This window comes from Agrobacterium larrymoorei (assembly GCF_037722385.1).
In the GTDB taxonomy this organism is placed as follows: domain Bacteria; phylum Pseudomonadota; class Alphaproteobacteria; order Rhizobiales; family Rhizobiaceae; genus Agrobacterium; species Agrobacterium larrymoorei_C.
The window spans coordinates 185,460-202,409 of the sequence record NZ_JBBKAQ010000003.1; the positions used below are offsets into that span (position 1 = coordinate 185,460).

Sequence of the window (16,950 nt, forward strand, 5' to 3'; positions counted from 1 at the left end):
ACATGGCAGATTTCAGTCCACCGTTCGCCAATGATGGCGAGCGGCGCGCACCCGCGTCTGATGAGCAGCAGCTCGGTTTTGGTTGCGGCCAAGCGGATCAGTTCCTGTTCAACTGGATGTTCTGGTCGATCCAATCTGAGATTGGCGCGGTCATTGAGGAAGCGGGTCTGACGCCAAGCAATACCGACATGACGCAGTTGCTTCAGGCAATTCAGAGCCTGATCGATGCGGCGACCGGCGGCGGCGGCGATCCCAACTATGTGTTGATGACGCAGGCGCGCACAAGGCTTCCGATCTTCCCTGAAATCCTTACTGGAAACGGCAAAATGGGGGTAACATCGCCTGGCGTTGGGCAGGTTCGTGTTCCTGCCGGCGTCAACTTCCTTCATCGTGGAATTTTCAACGTTACGACGGTTCAAACCGACCTCGTCACGGATGCAAGCAAGACGTATCACCTGAGATGGAGCCCTACGGCTGGCTTTGCTCTCAAGGACTTGGCCAACACAGGCTACAACCCAACGGTAGCTGCCGAAACCAACATCGCGTTCGATAGTACTTATGATGACATGCTCGTCGCGCGCGTCATTACGAACAGTTCCAACGTCGTCACGGTCACTGATTTGGTCAACAAGAGCAGCTTGGGGGCTAGCGGAGAGGTCACGTTTACCAATCTGCCATTCCAAGACGATAAGCCGCCAAGCCAGATCACCAATTACACGACGGTGAACATTGACTGGTCGAGAATCCCTTTCACGGCGGTGCAAGCTGTTACTGACAGCCCATCAAATGCCGAGTGGAACTTCGGCACTCGGCCCCTTAGCCGCTATCAGATCGCCGTATATTCACAGTCTTCCGTGTCGAACAATGGCGAATGGGTAGGCTGGCAGGCGTGGCGATAAGAGGGAGCTACCATGGCTGACGAAAGAAAGACTTTGGATGACCTGGTTCAGGTCACAACCTTACAAGCTACTGATCTCCTGCTGTCGAAGCGCCCTGGTGGGGCCACATCGAAAGCAACGGTAAAGCAATTGATCGACTTAGCAGACCCGGCTGCTGTCATCCATACGGCAGATGCTAAGAGCACCGTCGTAGATAACGACGAGTTTGGGATAGCTGACAGCGCGGATAGTTTCAAGCTCAAGAAGGTCAAGCTGTCTAGTCTGATCTCAAGCATCTTCGCAGCTACCCGAAAAATAGCCAACGGTGGTTTCGTCGCGTCAAGTTTCAAGTGGTGGAACGACGCAAACACATTTTACCACTCGATTGCCGCAACCCCGTCCGCCAACCGCACCATCACCATACCAGACAGGAACGTCGATCTGACGGGGGTTTCGTCTGCGGCACCTTTCACTAGCGGGCAGCAGACATATGCAAATAGCTCAGTTGTCTCCGTTGGTCATGGGCTTGGCGGGACTCCTCGTAGGGTGCGTGCCAAGATCGTTTGCGTCATAGCGGAGGGTGGGTATTCAATCGGCGATGAAGTCCATCTTTCGACCTACTGGGGATATACCGGATCAGCGGTGCGTGGTTGCGTTGTCTCGGCTAACTCTACTTCCGTCTCATTTACTGTCTACGCAGCAATTTTGATTGCTGTAAGAAGCGGCACAACAGATGTGACACTAACGCCGGCCAACTGGCGCGTCGTACTGGAGGCCGAGCTATGACACAGCGGTTTTTCGTTAGTTCTGTAGGAGCTTACCTCGGATCCTTTGATGGCGCAGACGAGGACATGCCAGATGACCTCAAGGCAGGGGTTCCCGTTCCAACCCCTCCAGAAGACGGGCGCCAGGTATGGGACGCGAGCAAACGGAAATTTTTGCCCCTACCGCCTGATCCTTACAAAATCTCCAAGACAACGCCATGGCTTCGCATGACGGCGGAAGAGGCAAGCATCATGGATGGGGTTATGACCCAGACGGATGCACAGATGCGGCAGGTCTATATGGCCGCTCAGTACCTTTCGTCCGGAGATGAATTTTGGCCGACCTTGCATCAACTCCTCGCGGATAACCTTCCCGGCGGGTCTGCACGCGCGGATGAATTGCTCGCACCGGAGGGATAATCAATGGCGAAGAAGATACCCGAGGCTGCACCGCTCACTGGCTCTGAAGCAGCGATCGTTATTCAAGACGGGAAGGCTGTGAAGACAACCACCCAGAACATCGCCAACAAAGCACCTCCCCCCGCAATACCTGTCAAATCTGTAGCGGGGAAAACCGGCGATGTCACTCTCACCAAGGCAGACGTAGGGCTTGGCAACGTCAACAATACCGCAGACTTAAACAAGCCTGTAAGCACCGCGACACAGCAAGCTCTCGATCTCAAGGCCGACAAAACTCAGATTCCTGCTGTGCCGGTTCAGTCTGTAAATGGCAAGACGGGCGACGTGACGGTTTCCAAGGCTGACGTCGGCCTCTCAGCGGTCAATAACACCTCGGATGCCGATAAGCCCGTCTCAACAGCCCAGCAAACTGCGATCGACAAAGGCAAGTTGCGCATATCCCGTTTCACGGGCACAACGAACGCCAGCGGCATTGCCCCCATAACCTTCACCCCCGCTTTCGGTGCCATCCCAGATATCGACGTGATCGAAGCTTGGTCTGGCGAGCAGATGATCACCGGCGCAGTGGTGCCAGGATCAGCAACCGTGAGCGGCTGTCAGGTCCAAGTCATGGTTTCCCGCGGCACGCTCCTGCTGACCAGCGGACCATTCCAAAAGGCAGGCTCCGGCGTGGCGATCACTGTCCGGGCGCTCGGCAACTAAATCTTAAAGGACATCGCTATGACGTTTGAACAGTGGCTGCAAAGCCGACTGACTGCGCACGGCTACCCTGTCGGCATCATCGATGGGAAGATCGGCAACATCACCATTGCCGCGCTAAAGGCATTCCAGAAGGCGAAGGGTTTGCCAGTGACCGGCGCGGGCGACGAGGCGACGGTGGAGGCGCTTCGGAAATCCTCGACAGCATCGGCTCCGGTGATCCCAGTTCGCGACATGACCCCGCCTAGTGAGGTGTTTCAGTCCTCCAAAACTGTGTGGCCTCGACAGGCTGACGTGCCATCGTTTTTTGGAGCGGTGGGCCAGAATCAAACCAGCATCGATATTCCATTCGATATGTGGCTGGCATGGGACAAAGGAACCCGCATTCGCAAAATCACGGTTCACAAGCGCGTGGCGGAATCTGCAGAGCGAGCTTTCCATAAGATCGAGGGCATCTATAGCGCCGCCGAGCGAAAGACGATCGGTATTGATCTTTTCGGCGGTTCTCTCAACGTCCGCAAGATGCGGGGCGGATCCAGCTACTCCATGCACTCGTGGGGAATCGCCATCGACTTCGACCCAGAGCGCAATCAGTTGAAGTGGGGCAGGGACAAAGCCCGCCTGGCGAAACCTGACGCAGTGCCCTTCTGGGTGGCATGGGAAAGCGAAGGCTGGCTGTCGCTCGGCCGCGCGCGCAACATGGACTGGATGCATATCCAGGCAGCAAGACTTTAACCTCTCCACAAAGGAACCGACCATGAAACGCACTGCGATTCTCGCAGGGGCGGCGCTTACGCTTGCCTCGTGCCAGTCTACTGGATCAATCGACAGCGGCATCCGCCAGAGCCTGCCACAGATTTGCTCCGCCGGCGACACGGCCTATGCCGTACTTCAGCCATTCATCGCCGCCGACCGCCTCAAGCCGAAGACTGCAGCCGCCGCTGAGGCAGCCTACGAGAGCCTTCAGTCGCTGTGTGCGAACAAGGGGGCGGCAACTCTCGCATCGACGCTGGTGGCCGCTTCCAGCGCCTATCTGACGATCAGCATCGCAGTGCGCGAAGCGAAGAAGGTGGAGGGCTGAAGCCATGACGTCGATGTATCTGAAAATTCTTGTCGGCTTAGCAGTCGTGTGTCTTGCGGCCTTCATCTTCGCCCCTGCATTCGCGCAGGACGCGCAGCCGGTCATTGCCCCTTCATCCTGGCTCTATGACGTATGGACCATTGTCCAGCCGATCGTGGTGCTGTTGGTGTCTACCGTCGGGCCTGTGCTGGTCGGGTGGATTAGCGCGCGCCTAATCGCTTTGCTGAAGGTATCCGACGAAAAGCAGCGCGTCGAGATAGAGGCGAAGATGCGTGAAGCTCTTCACCAATCGGCGCTTAACGCTATTCGGTTTGCCTTCACCAAAGAGGGGATGCCAAGCGTTGCTGGTCGCATGACCGATACGGTTCTCAACGAGGCAGTAGCATATGTCACCGACAAGAATCCTGAGGCGCTCGCGAAGCTCGGCGTCGACCAGAAGGCGCTGAAAGAAATCCTCCTTTCCAAAATCCCCGAAGTGATGCAGTCAACGAAGTGAGCCGAAAACATGCCTGATCCGGTTCAACTGTCTGCCTTCGACAAGCTGCTGGATTATGGCGTCCTCGGCATTGCCATCGTCTTCCTGATCGGCGCCGTGATGTGGCTGACGAAGAAGTTGTTTCAAGCTCAAGATCAGATACTGGCAGCAAAAGAAGCCCACAAGGACGACGCGATCAAGTTCGCAACCATGACGGAAGTCCTGAAAAGTCAGATGCAAACCCAGGCAGAGCTTATGAAGCTCACCTTGGAGACGCTGAACGATAGGGGGCGAACATGAGGGTATCGAACTTCATCCGCCGCATGACAGGCACTTACGGGTCAAACCGGCAAGCGCAACTCGACAACGAAATCAGCCAGGCGCGAGAAAGTGTCAGGCTCAATTCCATAGCCGTGGAATCCGGTGCGCGCGCAATAGACAGAATGAAGTCCGACGTTCTCGCAAACATGACGGGGATGATGCGGATGGTGCAAGGGGCTGATCAAGACGATGAATAACCCGCTTCTCATATCGACGGTCGTTGCCAACATTCTGTATTGGACGATCGGCTTTGCCAGCCCTGATCCGTTTATATCAAGCGCGTCGTCGCTTTTCCTGCTGGTATCCAGTGCGATTATGTTCTTGCGCTACTTCCCGACAGCATACGATGTCCTCATTCACCGTCAGAGGGACACAGGGCAGGGCGGCGAAGGATCTCACGTTGGCGTCTATGGCGCGACACTGATCGCTGCGGGCTCCTGCTATGTGGGGCTATTCGGCTTTCTATGGGTGCTTGCTGGGCAACCACCTGAATGGCTGGGAACCGCCTATTCCGGCTACGGCAGAGCAGTGTCTGGTGCTGGATTCGTCTTGATGGCATTCAGCCCGACTATTGCGAGCGGTACATTCAGGCCCGCCAACATCTTTATGATAATCTTGCTGATCACAGCGATCGCAGTCGCATCTTTCTTTGTCGGGCGGATAAGCCAGCCGGAAACCGCGTCTTACTGGACTAGCATAAAGGGCAGACTGGCGAACAGGCCACTATGCCCCGAAGGTCAGCAGGTATTTGGCACTGAACGGAAAATCTACCATTCCCAAGAGAGTCCATATCGAGGAATGGTAATCCCGTCATGGTGTTTTTCTTCACCCGCCGAAGCTGAAGAAAAGGGCTTCCGCGTCCCTGAAGGGCTGGTTGGCAATTAACCGTCCGGCTCAATCTTTTTGTGTGGATAGTGGGCGCAGCACCACCACTGCGGCGCGCCGCTCTTGGACCGAGCAGATCAATCTTTCTCATCGGACCGGCGCACGAGGCGCATACCAGTACGCATCTGGATAAGGCGATTCGGGTGTGTACGGATTGCCTCAAGGTATGCCGCGAGCGCTACTGAGACATTCCCAGCGCCGGCCAGCCGCTCCAGCCTCACGCCTTCCTCGTCTATCATTTCGATCGTGTAGTTGAACTGGTCGTTGAAGAACGGTCTCGTATCCGGAATCGGAACGTCGCAGCGAAACTGCTCATCCCCCACCTCGCAGAAGAATTTGCTATCCGGTCCATAGACCCAAGCCAGAGCCTTTCGATCATCGATCTTGCCTCTTGCCTGATAGCAGACCTGCCACTTCCCAGCGTAGCAAATGATCATGTCACCGCTGACAGGCGTTCGTGTGATCGGCACGTGATTTTGAAGCTGCGGCTTGTTGTATCCTGCCACGGGCATCTCTCCAATCAGAGTTTCAATCGCCGCATGTCGGTGACAGATAGGCCGCCAAGCTGCCTGTCGAGTTCTCATTACGTTCTAATGTACGGTGGAGTCAATCGACCGTGAACGCGGCAAGAACATCGCGTGTGAATCTCGTGTGATTCTCTGCTCCGAACTTCACCACCAGTGCCGATTTTTCTGATTTTGTTCTGTTTCCGCAATTTTAGGGGTTGCGCCCCAAAGGCCCTATATATAAAGCACTTTTCCAGTGTCGGAGCGTAGCGCAGCCCGGTAGCGCACTTGACTGGGGGTCAAGGGGTCGCAGGTTCAAGTCCTGTCGCTCCGACCATTTTGAGGCTCTCCCCAAGCCTCTGGTTTTATACGTAGCATCAGCCGTTTGACCGTCTCGCGAGGGAGCGGTGCCGCTATTTCCGCCCAGTCAATTCCTCCGAAGCATCCATTTTTGAACTTTCTAATGGAACGCTCGCGCTGGGAGAGGTGTTACTCCATCGTGACATGACGAGGCATCGCTGGGGATGCTTCTGAAGAGATGGAGAGAGAAATGAACAGCATTATCTACATTGTCGGTCTGGTGGTTGTCGTAGGTATGATCCTGTCTTTCGTCGGCCTGGCCTGACAGGGCGAGGCGTTTTCGCTTTGTACGAGACGCAAAAGACAGCGAGGTAGCGCAGCGACGATCAGCGCTGCGCTCCTCCCGACAATGTTAGTTTTCCTGCACCGACACGCCGTTAGGGCCGATGTTCATTTCAATACCCTTGGGCTTGGATTCTTCGTGCCAGACGTATATGCCAAGAGCAGCGACAAGCACGACAAGTGCACCGATGATGAAGTAGAGATTGTTGGTCCGCGTCATTCGGAATTCCCCTGAAAGATAAGATATGCGCGTCATCAACGCGGGAAGTCCTGCCCGGTTCCACGAGTTTGGTGGTAATAGGCTACAGTATCATCAATAGGCGTTTTCTGATTTCAGCAGCCTGATCGGTGTCAGGAAGAGAATCTTGAGATCGAGCCAAAGAGACCAGTTTTCAATGTAGTAAAGATCGAACGCGGTGCGTTGCTTGATCTTGTCGCTATTGTCGATCTCGCCGCGCCAGCCGTTGATTTGTGCCCAGCCGGTAACGCCGGGCTTCACCTTGTGGCGAGCGAAATAGTGTTCGACGACCTCGGTATATTTCAGATCGCCCGTCTGAGCATGGACGGCATGAGGGCGGGGTCCGACGAGGGAGAGATCGCCTGCCAGCACGTTGAAGAGCTGGGGCAGTTCGTCAAGCGACGATTTGCGCAGAAAACGGCCGACGGGTGTCACGCGGGGGTCGTTCTTGGTAACCGCCTTGACCGCACTCGGGTCGCTCATCTCGGTATACATCGAGCGGAACTTCCAGACGTTGATCGTCTCGTTGTTGAAGCCATGGCGCTTCTGCTTGAAAAACACCGGGCCCTTGGAGGTTGCTTTGACTGCGATCCCAGCTCCGATCATCACAGGCCAAAGTAGCAGCAGAGCGATGACGCTGAAAAGAATATCAAACATTCGTTTCGCCACACCATCCCAGTCTCGAATGGGCTTGTCCACGACGTCGAGCATCGGCACGCCGCCATCGCGGGAGTACGAGCGGGGTCTGAAGCGCAACTTGTTGGCATGGGCCGCTATGCGGATATCGACGGGCAGCACCCAAAGCGTGCGCAGAAGCTCCATAATGCGTGCTTCAGCGCTGATGGGAAGTGCGATGATCAGCATGTCGAGCTTCGTCAGTCGTGCAAACTCGACGAGCTCCGCGAACGTCCCGAGTTTCGGGTAACCGGCGACGATCTCAGGCGAGCGATTGCCGGTACGGTCATCGAAAATACCGCAGATTCGAATGTCGTTATCGTGCTGTTCCAGCGAGCGAATCAGATCTTTGGCTGCCTGTCCTCCGCCGACAATAACGGCGCGGCGCTCCATGACACCGTTGCGGCCCCAGTGACGTATAGCGAGGCCGACGACTGATCTTTCCAGAAGAAGGAAAATCGACCCTGCAGCAATCGACCAGGCAAAGCCTGACCATGCGTAGCCGCCCTCGCTCAACAGCACATAGATTGCGCCGGCGGTTATGGCGCATGCGGCGACAAATGAACCTAGGATACGCCCGGACATCGCCAAAGGACGACGCAGCGATGGCAGCTGATATGTATCGGTGAGTTGAAGCAGAAGAGCGGTCAAGCCTGCATTGAAAAGACAGGCAACGACAAGTGCCAGATGGACCCGCCAGCTTCCGGAGATTTCCATCCCATTGAGTAGGAGCGAGATCACCGAGAGGCCGACGAACTCGAAAAGACGCAACTGGCCGATCACCATATTGGGTGAGTGGCTGGTATCGCGAAGTTGATTGGCAACTTGTCGGGCGAGGGGATTGAGAGTGGGTGTATTGCCGTCGCCTTTGCCCCCCGCTTTTTGAGAAAGCTGCAACCGCACGACATCGAGATCGGAGCTGCGTCCGTCTCTTTCTTGATCGCCCATAGACTTATCCCGCCACCATTTTGAGATATGGATAAGCCATAGATACTAAAAGAAGCGTTGACGATCTCCACTTGGGAAACCGCGTTGCAAGCTCTACTTCACTACATGCCGGTATCAATTGTCGGCTTGTTGCAGCAATATGGGGGCGGGATACGCAATACCAGTTTACCCGCAACTATGGACAGAGGCTTAAGGCTGCCGGATGGGCGCCTGCTGCTTCTGCCGCTGAATTTGAAATCCCGACTTTAGCTTTGATGAGGCCGGGGGGTGCTAAGATGCAGTTTTCTCAAAAGAAACGCTCCCGCACATAGATGGTGTCGCCAGCCAGCACAGGGGCTGAGATGAGCACGCGTCCGGTGTTAACGTCGGCATTGAGCTTGCGGGTCACATCGACGTCGCGCTGATTTGCGCGCGAGGTGAAGCCGCCTGCAATGGCGATTGCGTTTTGGATCGTCATGCCAGGCACATAGGAATATTGTCCCGGTCTGCCGACTTCGCCCATGACAAAGACCGGGCGATAACGATCGACCTCGATGCTGACGTCGGGATTGCGCAGATAGCCTTTGCGAAGTTGGGCTGCGAGCGCCGCTTCAACCTGCTTGGCCGTTCTGCCACGTGCCGGAATCTGCCCGACGAGTGGGAAGGCGATGTATCCTGCCTGATCGACCGTATAAGTGTTGGTGAGGCCCGTTTGGTCGAAAACAGTGACGCGGAGCCTGTCGCCGCTATCCAGACGATAGGGCTGCAAGGCGGCTGCATTGATGGCCGAAGGCGCTGGCTGATAGGCAGCGCAACCACCAAGCGTCATCGTCGCAGCAAGGGCAAAAGCCGATATCAAACGTGGGACGGCGAAACTCATTCGCAATCAGGCTCCGGGACATTTCTTGACCTCAGTTATCCGTTCGTCATGGTTAATTCCCGGTAAAGAAAACTTTTCTTGGAATAATTTCGCTCACACGCATCGCAGCGCCTCGGTTCTGGAGCTCGGTTTAACGCTTGCGTTACCGCGATGCATTTAGAAGGGATGAACGGTGGCAGCGTGATTGGAGCTGCCGGCGATGAGGGAATGAATACGCCATGAACGCCAACGACAATGCGACCGAACCACAGGATGATCTCGATCCCGCATCTGGGCTGGCCGGGCTTCCGATTGCCTATGTCGCAGACCTTCTCGTTATGCCGGGCGCCAAGCCTGTGGCGGTCGTGGCGTCACCCAGTGGCACGGATGGATCGACAGCCACTGTCATGCTGGCGCGCGCGATTGCCGAACTGGCGCGATCTGTGGTGCTGGTGGATATGACCGCAACGGGCGCGCCATCGCGGTTGATGGTGTCGGACGAATCGCTGCCGGGTATGATGGATCTCTTGACGGGTGACGCGGCCTTCGGTGAGACCATCCATCGCGACCGGTTGTCCACCGCACATATCGTTCCACAAGGAGTGGGCTCAGGACATCGCGTGAGTGGCGTGCTGGACCGGCTGGTGATGGTGCTCGGCGCCTTGTCGGGAAGTTACGACACCGTGCTGCTCGAATTTGGCGCAGCCAATCCCATCGAGATTTCCCGCATCCTCAAATATGTCGATGCGGATATCGTTCTGTCCGTTCCCGACGGTGATGCGGAGGTACTGCGCGAGGCAGAAACGGCGTTCCGCACGAGCGGCCATAGCCAGATTATCCCGATGGTATTGGCATCGAGAACTTCGGCACAGCCCGCATAGCTAAGTTTATTTCTGCCGTTTCGGACCGGCCATCCACTTGATGATCAGCATGGCCGGCAAGATCCACAGCAAACCGGACAGCACGAAGTAGCCGAGGTGAATCCACCATGGCGAGTTCGCAAGCGTTGCAGAGGCGAAGGCCGTTGCAACAACCGCATAAGTCACGACCAGCAGAATGATGACGATGGTGCCGATGAAGGATCTGAGGCGGGGATGCATGGCTTTGAGTTTTGTCCGTCGCTGACTCGTAGGATCCCTGTATAACAGCGCTCGTCAAAAACGGAATCGCTTTTCACAAGCTTGCCCGCCGCGACCCGATGCCGCAAAGGCTAACCCCTTGTTTTGCCCAGCCGGTTGGGGCAAACCAATGTGAGAAATTGTGGAGTGTCAAGAATGCGATCCGATACGGTGGCGAGGGCGGATGCCTCTGTCGAAAAACGGGTAAAAACCGCTTTGCAGCGGCAGGAAAGCAATCGCAAGCTTTTGCGCATCTGGTTACGCGTCGTGCTGTTCACGCTGTTCTGTCTGGTGCTTGTGGGTGGTGCCACCCGTCTGACCGAATCGGGTCTGTCGATCACGGAATGGAAGCCGATCCACGGTGCTATCCCGCCCTTGACGGTCGCCGAATGGGAAGAGGAATTCCAGCTCTACAAGCGCATACCGCAATACCAGGAAATCAACCGCGGCATGTCGCTAGACGAGTTCAAAACCATCTTCTGGTGGGAGTGGGCGCATCGCCTTCTAGCGCGAACCATTGGGCTGATTTTTGCCCTGCCGCTTGCTTATTTCTGGTTGACAGGACGGATCGAAAAGCGTTTGCGCCTGCCACTTGTCGGTCTTCTGGCGCTTGGCGGTTTCCAGGGTTTCGTTGGTTGGTGGATGGTGTCGTCTGGCCTGGTCAACCGCACCGACGTGTCTCAGTATCGGCTTGCCACGCACCTGACGATCGCCTGCCTGATCTTTGCTGGCTGCACGTGGATCTTGCGCGGTCTGTCCTACCATTCTCCAGAAGCGTCACGGGAGCATGAGGGCAGGGGCTTTGCAGCGTTGCTGGCGGTGCTCTGTCTTGTCCAGATTTATCTGGGCGCGCTGGTCGCCGGCCTCAATGCCGGGCTCTCCTACAACACATGGCCGCTGATGGATGGCTCTCTCGTTCCGGGTGATCTGTTTATCCAGCAACCCTGGTGGATCAATCTCTTTGAGAATCCGAAGACCGTGCAATTTGTCCATCGCCTTGGCGCCTATACGCTCTTCGCCGCCACGCTCTGGCACATGGTGAGCCTTTCCCGCGCCCTGCCGAACACGCCGCACGCACGACGGTCCGTGCTGTTTTTCGTGCTGATCTGTATGCAGGCAGGGCTTGGCATCACGACGCTTCTGACCCACGTGGATATTCATGTAGCGCTTGCCCATCAGGGCATGGCACTCATCGTCCTTGGTTTTGCCATCGCTCACTGGCGCGGCTTCATCGGAGAATATCCTGCACCAGTGACCGTCGAAGTCAGGAATTAAGGTCGCTCAGCAGGCCGCGCGCGACGGTAAGGAAGGCGAGACGCTCCAGGGCGTTTTCGCTTTCATCGAGGCAGCCGCCATCCTCGAGTGACCAGCAGATCGATACTCCCGCGTGCGCGATGGCATAGCGAAGGATTTTCTCTTTCGGGCAGTCCAGCGTTTCTGAGAAGAAGTCACAGAGCCGTTTGATCCGTTGCGGATCGACGATCTCCGGCAGCGCATTCAGCGGATTGCCGAAAATGTTTGCCACGTCATAAGCCCGATCGCCGACAAGGCCTTGTGGATCGATTGCCAACCAACCGCGTGCCCCACCTGTGACAATGTTGTCGTGGTGCAGGTCTCCGTGCAGCGGTGTCATCGTATCCTGGTTAGCCAGAAGCTCGCGTGTCAGCTGGGCGCAATACCGCAAAGGCTCCCGCAGGCGCTGACTCCCTTCCGTCTCAACTCGGACAAAGAGAGATCGGAAATGTTGATCGAGCGGCGTAAGCGCACCGTGCGGCTCTCCGGCTGGCGCGTGGAGCGTCTTCAGGACGTCGCAGATTATCCTATTTGCTGCCTCTTCGCCCTGCTGGAGACGGTAAGCTCGCAGTGTCAGATCACCCGCATCCTCCAGGAGGCATTCCGTGCCCTTCTTCTGCAGGAGCCGCACAGCACCTCGGCCCCGCCGCCACTCCAGAAAAATCATGCCGGGAAGCTCGCCCAAACCACGCGGCTTCAATCGCTTCAAGACAGCCGATGATCCATCTGAGAGCGTCACGCGATGAACGATGCTGCTCGGCGTATCGGCAAGAAAAAAGGCGGAGGAAATGCTCCACCGCCTTTTGATCTCGTCTGGAATGTCGCAGGTGACAATATTGGCGCTCATGCAGACAGCATCAGCTCCATGTTCTGAACAGCCGCACCGGATGCACCCTTGCCGAGATTGTCAAGAACCGCCACGAGGTTGATGTGCTCGGCATTACCAAACACGTAGAGCTTCATAATATCCTGATTGGCGAGCTCTTCGGCATCGATACGCGCGATCGACTTGCTCTCTTCCAGAGCCACAACCTTGACGATGTCCTGTCCGGCATAATGCTGCGCGAGGGCGGCGTGAACCGTTTCCACCGTCGTGCCGTCCTTGAGGTCGGCCGCAAACAGCGGAACCTGAACGATCATGCCCTGCGGGAAGCGACCGACCGACGGCGAAAAGAGCGGTGCACGATCCAGGAGGCCGTGGTTCTTCATCTCCGGCACGTGCTTGTGCTTGAGCGTCAGACCATAAAGGAAGTTGTTGGCACTGATAGCATCCTCGCGACTCTGATCTTCCATCTGCGCTATCATCTGTTTGCCGCCGCCGGTATAACCCGAAACGGCGTTGACGCTGACTGGATAGTCGTCAGGCAGAATGCCCGCGGCGCGCAAGGGGCGGATCAGACCGATGGCGCCGGTGGGGTAGCAGCCGGGATTTGCAACGAAACGTGCGGAGCGAACCTTTTCGGCCTGATGCTTGTCCATTTCGGCAAAGCCATAGGCCCAGTCCGGATGGATGCGGAAAGCGGTGGAGGTATCAATAATCCTGACCTTGTTGTTGCCGGAGACCATGGAAACAGCTTCCTTGGAGGCATCATCCGGCAGGCAGAGGATCGAGATATCGGCGCTGTTTAGCATATCCTCGCGCATGGACGCGTTACGGCGCTCCGCCTCGGGAATCGACAGCAGCTCGATATCGCGACGGTCGGCTAGGCGCGTGCGGATCTGCAAGCCTGTGGTGCCGTGTTCGCCATCGATGAAGATTTTCGCTGCCATGTCCTTAACCTTACATATTCAATGTGTTGTGGGTGTTTTCAGACTCGATTTGTTAGCCCGAGAGACGCGTATCAAGTCGATCTTGCAAGCCGCTCTGCACGTAGCCCAAGCATATACATCGCAACCGTTGCCCCGGCAATGGCGGTGATGTCGGCATGGTCGTAGGCTGGTGCCACCTCCACCACATCGGAACCACGGATATCGAGCTGCTCAAGACCGCGCAGTACCGACAGGATTTTAGCGCTCGATGGCCCACCCGCCACGGGTGTGCCGGTGCCTGGCGCAAAGGCAGGGTCGAGGCAGTCGATATCGAAGGTCAGATAGGCTGGCAGCCCGCCAGTGTGCTTGACGATCAGCGAGGCGATGTCGCTCGCGCGCATCTCTTCGACCTCGTATCCATGCAGGATTTTGATGCCGCAATCTTCGGGTGCGTGGGTGCGAATACCGATCTGGATCGAGCGATCCGGATCGATCAGCCCGTCCCGTACCGTGCGGACGACAAAGGAGCCATGATCGATACGTTTTCCATCGTCGAACCATGTGTCCTGATGCGCATCGAACTGAACCAGCGCCAGCCGACCGTGCTTGGCCACATGCGCTTTCAGGAGCGGCCATGTGATGAAATGGTCGCCGCCGAGCGTCAGCAAATAGTCGCTGTTGGCGATGATCTTGCGCGCCTCCTGTTCGATTGTCTCCGGCGTCTGCCAGTGATTTCCATAGTCCAGCAGGCAGTCGCCATAATCGATCGTCGGCATGGTCTCGAAGAGATCGCGCCCGAACGGGTATTGCGGATCGTTGTCGAAAATAGCAGATGCGCGGCGGATCGCCTGAGGCCCGAAACGAGCGCCCGGACGATTGGATGTAGCCGCGTCGAATGGAATGCCCCAGACGACGGTCGAAGCATCTTCGAGGTTCTTGCTGTAGCGGCGGCGCATGAAAGACAGCACGCCCGCATGGGTCGGATCGCTGGCCGCCGAGGTGAGAGACGAAGCGGTGAAGGCGTGATCGATCGTCTTTTTAGCCATTGCTCATCCTTCGGTGAAAAAGTTCAGAATATTCAATATCGCATTAAGCTGTTCGGGATAAGGTTGCCCCGTGGTAAACACCTCGTAAAGAACTAATCTGAGAGTATATCCAGCTGCTTCGCCGTCGTGTTCGGGTCTTTCGGTTCCGGCATTTCCAGTACAGCCATGCGTTCTCACCGATCATCCTGGCGCACCATGGATAGGTCGAAACTGCGCTGGCTCGGTAGAAGCCGTTCTCGAAGGCTAGCTATACGCAACGTTACATGTGGTTTTTATGAACTATCGACCCGAAATTGACGGCCTGCGTGCACTGGGACTAGTGGCCGTCATTTTTGCCCATGCCGGTTTCGCAGCCTTTGACGGCGGCTATATCGGTGTCGATATCTTCTTCGTCATCAGTGGCTATCTGATCACGAAGGTCATTCTGCGCGAATATGCGCAAGGCCGCTTCTCGATTGGTCGCTTTTATGCGCGCCGCGTGCGACGCATTCTTCCTGCGCTTTTCTTTGTCCTGATCTGCACCATTCCCTTTGCTTGGATGTGGCTGCTGCCGGACGCCTATGAGCAGTTTTCCAAGAGCCTAATTGCGGCAACGCTTTCGCTTTCCAACATCTACTTCCTGAGAAATACCGACTACTTTTCGCCAGAGACGGCGGAAGTCCCGTTGATCCATACGTGGAGCCTCGGTCTCGAAGAGCAGTTCTACTTGCTTTTCCCGCTGCTCTTTCTGTTTCGCCTCAAGATTAGGACGATCTTCTCGATCGTCCTTGCCCTTGCTGCGAGTAGCTTGTTGCTGAGCGAAGCTGGCGTGCGCTTTTTTCCCGTCACCAACTACTACCTGTTGCCAACCCGCGTCTGGGAAATTCTCCTCGGGTCGATCTGCGCATTTCACGTCTTTGGCAAGGAAAGGCGTATAAGCGACACTCTTGCAGCGGCAGGGCTTTTACTCGTCCTCTTATCGATCTTTTTGTTCAACTCCTCGCTCAACATTCCGTCGCTTGTGGCCCTGCTCCCCACGGGAGGAACAGCTCTTGTTCTCTTGTTTGCCTCGCACACGAGCGTGGTCGGACGTATCCTGGCATTCCCTCCACTGGTATGGCTTGGCCGGATCAGCTTCAGTGCATATCTCTGGCACCAGCCGGTCTTCGCTTTTTGGCGCATCCGCAGTCCAGAACCGCCATCGACCCTTGTCATGTGCGGATTGATTGGTCTCGTCCTGCTGCTCTCAGCCTTCAGTTGGTGTTTCGTCGAACAGCCGTTTCGTGGGCAACGCGTTCGTTTCCCCAATCTCGCGTGGGCGGCATCCGCACTTGCCGTCGGGCTTGTTGGTTTTGGCGCTTGGGGCGATGTGAAAGAGGGTCTGCCGTCCCGGCTTCCAACCAATGTCAGGGAATTCGTCGCCCGCACGACGTGGAGCAGCAACTGTCTCTTCCAAAAAGAGGACGGTCTTCCGGCGCTGCCCAGCATGGAATGCATGTTCAATATTGGCAGCGGCCGTACGATCGCCGTTTGGGGAGATTCCATCGGGGCGTCGATTTCTCCCTCCTTGCAGGAGGAATTCAAACGCCGCAACATCGGCATGGTGCAACTGACCCACGGCTTCTGCGCACCGATCCTCGGAATCTATCCAGCACGGGAAGAGGGCGCTGCCAATTGCGACGAATTCAACAAGCGCGCACTGGACTACCTGGCCGCCAGCAATGTCGAGACCGTCATTCTGTCAGCCTCCTGGGTCAGCTTTCTGGCCGCACCCTATATGCAGATCGACAGCAAAGTGTACGCAAACTCCGCGATGCCGCTTCAGGCCATCGCCGACAATCTTCGTGAAACGGTCCAAAGGCTGCAGGCCACCGGAAAACAGGTGGTGATCGTCTATCCTGGACCGCGCTTCGATAAACCGTTGGTAGATGTCATGGCGGCACGCATGCTGCGAGGCGATCCCGCGCCGAGCTTCGAACTTTCGAAGGCGGATTTCGAGGCCAACACGGGCCGCGCCTATCAGCTATTGAATTCAGGTCTGCCTCAAGACGTCACCAAGGTGCTGCCGGAGCAACTCTTCTGCGACCCGATTTCAAAAGGGGGGTGCGACTTTGGCCTGGACGGCGTGGCCTATATCGCCGACCGCGGTCACTACACCCGGGCAGGGGCAGAACGGATTGCCGCCGCAGTTGCGGATGAGCTCTTTGGCGCTGACGGAATAACGGGGTCGATACCCCTGCCGCTCAACTAAGAACGTCGAACACAGTGGAGGCGGATTCGCGATCGCTGCATGGCAGCGTTCGGCGGTCTTTGCCGCGTGAAAGTGCACTTCAATGTGCAGTCTCAAGATTCCCTTGCGGAAGCACCAATAGAAAAAGGCGGAGCCGAAGCCCCG

At 56.6% G+C, this 16,950-nt stretch carries 21 protein-coding genes and 1 tRNA gene; 14 read left to right on the forward strand and 8 right to left on the reverse strand.

Going from position 1 to position 16,950, the window contains the following annotated elements; translation table 11 throughout:
• Positions 1–2 precede the first annotated feature (2 nt).
• Genes WKI41_RS06140 through WKI41_RS06185 form a run of 10 tightly spaced genes read left to right on the forward strand, consistent with a single transcriptional unit; the run spans position 3 to position 5,523 of the window.
• Positions 3–899 (forward strand): hypothetical protein, encoded by an 897-nt coding sequence (locus tag WKI41_RS06140; protein ID WP_340192623.1) that lies wholly within the window; start codon positions 3–5, stop codon positions 897–899.
• A gap of 12 nt (positions 900–911) precedes the next feature.
• Positions 912–1,664, forward strand: a complete 753-nt coding sequence (locus tag WKI41_RS06145; protein WP_340192624.1) for a hypothetical protein — start codon at positions 912–914, stop codon at positions 1,662–1,664.
• On the forward strand, positions 1,661–2,062 hold the full coding sequence (locus WKI41_RS06150; RefSeq protein ID WP_340192625.1) for a hypothetical protein: 402 nt from the start codon (positions 1,661–1,663) through the stop codon (positions 2,060–2,062). The genes WKI41_RS06145 and WKI41_RS06150 overlap by 4 nt, the downstream gene beginning before the upstream one ends.
• Before the next feature lie 3 nt (positions 2,063–2,065).
• Complete coding sequence (locus WKI41_RS06155; protein WP_340192626.1) at positions 2,066–2,764, forward strand: hypothetical protein; 699 nt, start codon at positions 2,066–2,068, stop codon at positions 2,762–2,764.
• Positions 2,765–2,782: 18 nt separating this feature from the next.
• The gene (locus WKI41_RS06160; RefSeq protein WP_340192627.1) at positions 2,783–3,496 is read left to right on the forward strand and encodes a peptidoglycan-binding protein; all 714 of its coding nucleotides are present in this window, start codon (positions 2,783–2,785) and stop codon (positions 3,494–3,496) included.
• Positions 3,497–3,518: 22 nt separating this feature from the next.
• Positions 3,519–3,842 carry a cell wall anchor protein gene (locus WKI41_RS06165; RefSeq protein ID WP_340192628.1) on the forward strand — a complete coding sequence of 108 codons (324 nt, stop codon included), beginning with the start codon at positions 3,519–3,521 and terminating at the stop codon, positions 3,840–3,842.
• Positions 3,843–3,846: 4 nt separating this feature from the next.
• On the forward strand, positions 3,847–4,338 hold the full coding sequence (locus WKI41_RS06170; RefSeq protein WP_340192629.1) for a hypothetical protein: 492 nt from the start codon (positions 3,847–3,849) through the stop codon (positions 4,336–4,338).
• 9 nt (positions 4,339–4,347) lie between these two features.
• Positions 4,348–4,617, forward strand: a complete 270-nt coding sequence (locus WKI41_RS06175; RefSeq protein WP_111846685.1) for a hypothetical protein — start codon at positions 4,348–4,350, stop codon at positions 4,615–4,617.
• Positions 4,614–4,835: a hypothetical protein gene (locus WKI41_RS06180; RefSeq protein WP_340192630.1), complete on the forward strand. Its 222-nt coding sequence runs from the start codon at positions 4,614–4,616 to the stop codon at positions 4,833–4,835. Before WKI41_RS06175 ends, WKI41_RS06180 begins: the two co-directional genes overlap by 4 nt.
• Positions 4,828–5,523, forward strand: coding sequence for a hypothetical protein (locus tag WKI41_RS06185; RefSeq protein ID WP_340192631.1), 696 nt, complete (start codon positions 4,828–4,830; stop codon positions 5,521–5,523). Before WKI41_RS06180 ends, WKI41_RS06185 begins: the two co-directional genes overlap by 8 nt.
• 77 nt (positions 5,524–5,600) lie before the next feature.
• On the opposite strand, the gene WKI41_RS06190 is transcribed toward WKI41_RS06185, so the two are convergent.
• Positions 5,601–6,029, reverse strand: coding sequence for a hypothetical protein (locus WKI41_RS06190; protein WP_340192632.1), 429 nt, complete (start codon positions 6,027–6,029; stop codon positions 5,601–5,603).
• 260 nt (positions 6,030–6,289) lie between these two features.
• Here WKI41_RS06190 and WKI41_RS06195 point away from each other — a divergent pair.
• Positions 6,290–6,366 (forward strand) — tRNA-Pro (locus WKI41_RS06195).
• A 375-nt stretch (positions 6,367–6,741) separates the two neighbouring features.
• Here WKI41_RS06195 and WKI41_RS06200 read toward each other — a convergent pair.
• The 3 genes from WKI41_RS06200 to WKI41_RS06210 all read right to left on the reverse strand — a co-directional run bounded on the left by WKI41_RS06200 (position 6,742) and on the right by WKI41_RS06210 (position 9,391).
• The gene (locus WKI41_RS06200) at positions 6,742–6,891 is read right to left on the reverse strand and encodes a hypothetical protein (protein WP_340192633.1); all 150 of its coding nucleotides are present in this window, start codon (positions 6,889–6,891) and stop codon (positions 6,742–6,744) included.
• A 93-nt stretch (positions 6,892–6,984) separates the two neighbouring features.
• Complete coding sequence (locus tag WKI41_RS06205) at positions 6,985–8,532, reverse strand: undecaprenyl-phosphate glucose phosphotransferase (protein WP_340192634.1); 1,548 nt, start codon at positions 8,530–8,532, stop codon at positions 6,985–6,987.
• Between the two features lie 286 nt (positions 8,533–8,818).
• Positions 8,819–9,391, reverse strand: a complete 573-nt coding sequence (locus WKI41_RS06210) for a polysaccharide biosynthesis/export family protein (protein WP_340192635.1) — start codon at positions 9,389–9,391, stop codon at positions 8,819–8,821.
• 218 nt (positions 9,392–9,609) lie between these two features.
• Here WKI41_RS06210 and WKI41_RS06215 point away from each other — a divergent pair, with 218 nt between their 5' ends.
• Positions 9,610–10,251, forward strand: a complete 642-nt coding sequence (locus WKI41_RS06215; protein ID WP_340192636.1) for a hypothetical protein — start codon at positions 9,610–9,612, stop codon at positions 10,249–10,251.
• A 6-nt stretch (positions 10,252–10,257) separates the two neighbouring features.
• Here the strand turns inward: WKI41_RS06215 and WKI41_RS06220 are convergent, their stop codons facing one another.
• A complete protein-coding gene (locus tag WKI41_RS06220) occupies positions 10,258–10,470 on the reverse strand; it encodes a DUF2842 domain-containing protein (RefSeq protein ID WP_340192637.1) in 213 nt (70 codons plus the stop codon).
• A gap of 174 nt (positions 10,471–10,644) precedes the next feature.
• Between WKI41_RS06220 and WKI41_RS06225 the strand changes: the two genes are divergently transcribed.
• Positions 10,645–11,763, forward strand: coding sequence for a COX15/CtaA family protein (locus WKI41_RS06225; protein ID WP_340192638.1), 1,119 nt, complete (start codon positions 10,645–10,647; stop codon positions 11,761–11,763).
• Here WKI41_RS06225 and WKI41_RS06230 read toward each other — a convergent pair.
• From WKI41_RS06230 to speB, 3 genes are all read right to left on the reverse strand, one after another.
• Positions 11,753–12,628, reverse strand: a complete 876-nt coding sequence (locus WKI41_RS06230) for an aminoglycoside phosphotransferase family protein (protein WP_340192639.1) — start codon at positions 12,626–12,628, stop codon at positions 11,753–11,755. The genes WKI41_RS06225 and WKI41_RS06230 overlap by 11 nt on opposite strands.
• A complete protein-coding gene (gene argC, locus WKI41_RS06235) occupies positions 12,625–13,551 on the reverse strand; it encodes an N-acetyl-gamma-glutamyl-phosphate reductase (RefSeq protein WP_340192640.1) in 927 nt (308 codons plus the stop codon). The genes WKI41_RS06230 and argC overlap by 4 nt, the downstream gene beginning before the upstream one ends.
• 71 nt (positions 13,552–13,622) lie before the next feature.
• On the reverse strand, positions 13,623–14,576 hold the full coding sequence (gene speB, locus WKI41_RS06240; protein WP_340192641.1) for an agmatinase: 954 nt from the start codon (positions 14,574–14,576) through the stop codon (positions 13,623–13,625).
• 274 nt (positions 14,577–14,850) lie between these two features.
• Between speB and WKI41_RS06245 the strand changes: the two genes are divergently transcribed.
• On the forward strand, positions 14,851–16,806 hold the full coding sequence (locus WKI41_RS06245; protein ID WP_340192642.1) for an acyltransferase family protein: 1,956 nt from the start codon (positions 14,851–14,853) through the stop codon (positions 16,804–16,806).
• Positions 16,807–16,950: the final 144 nt, after the last annotated feature.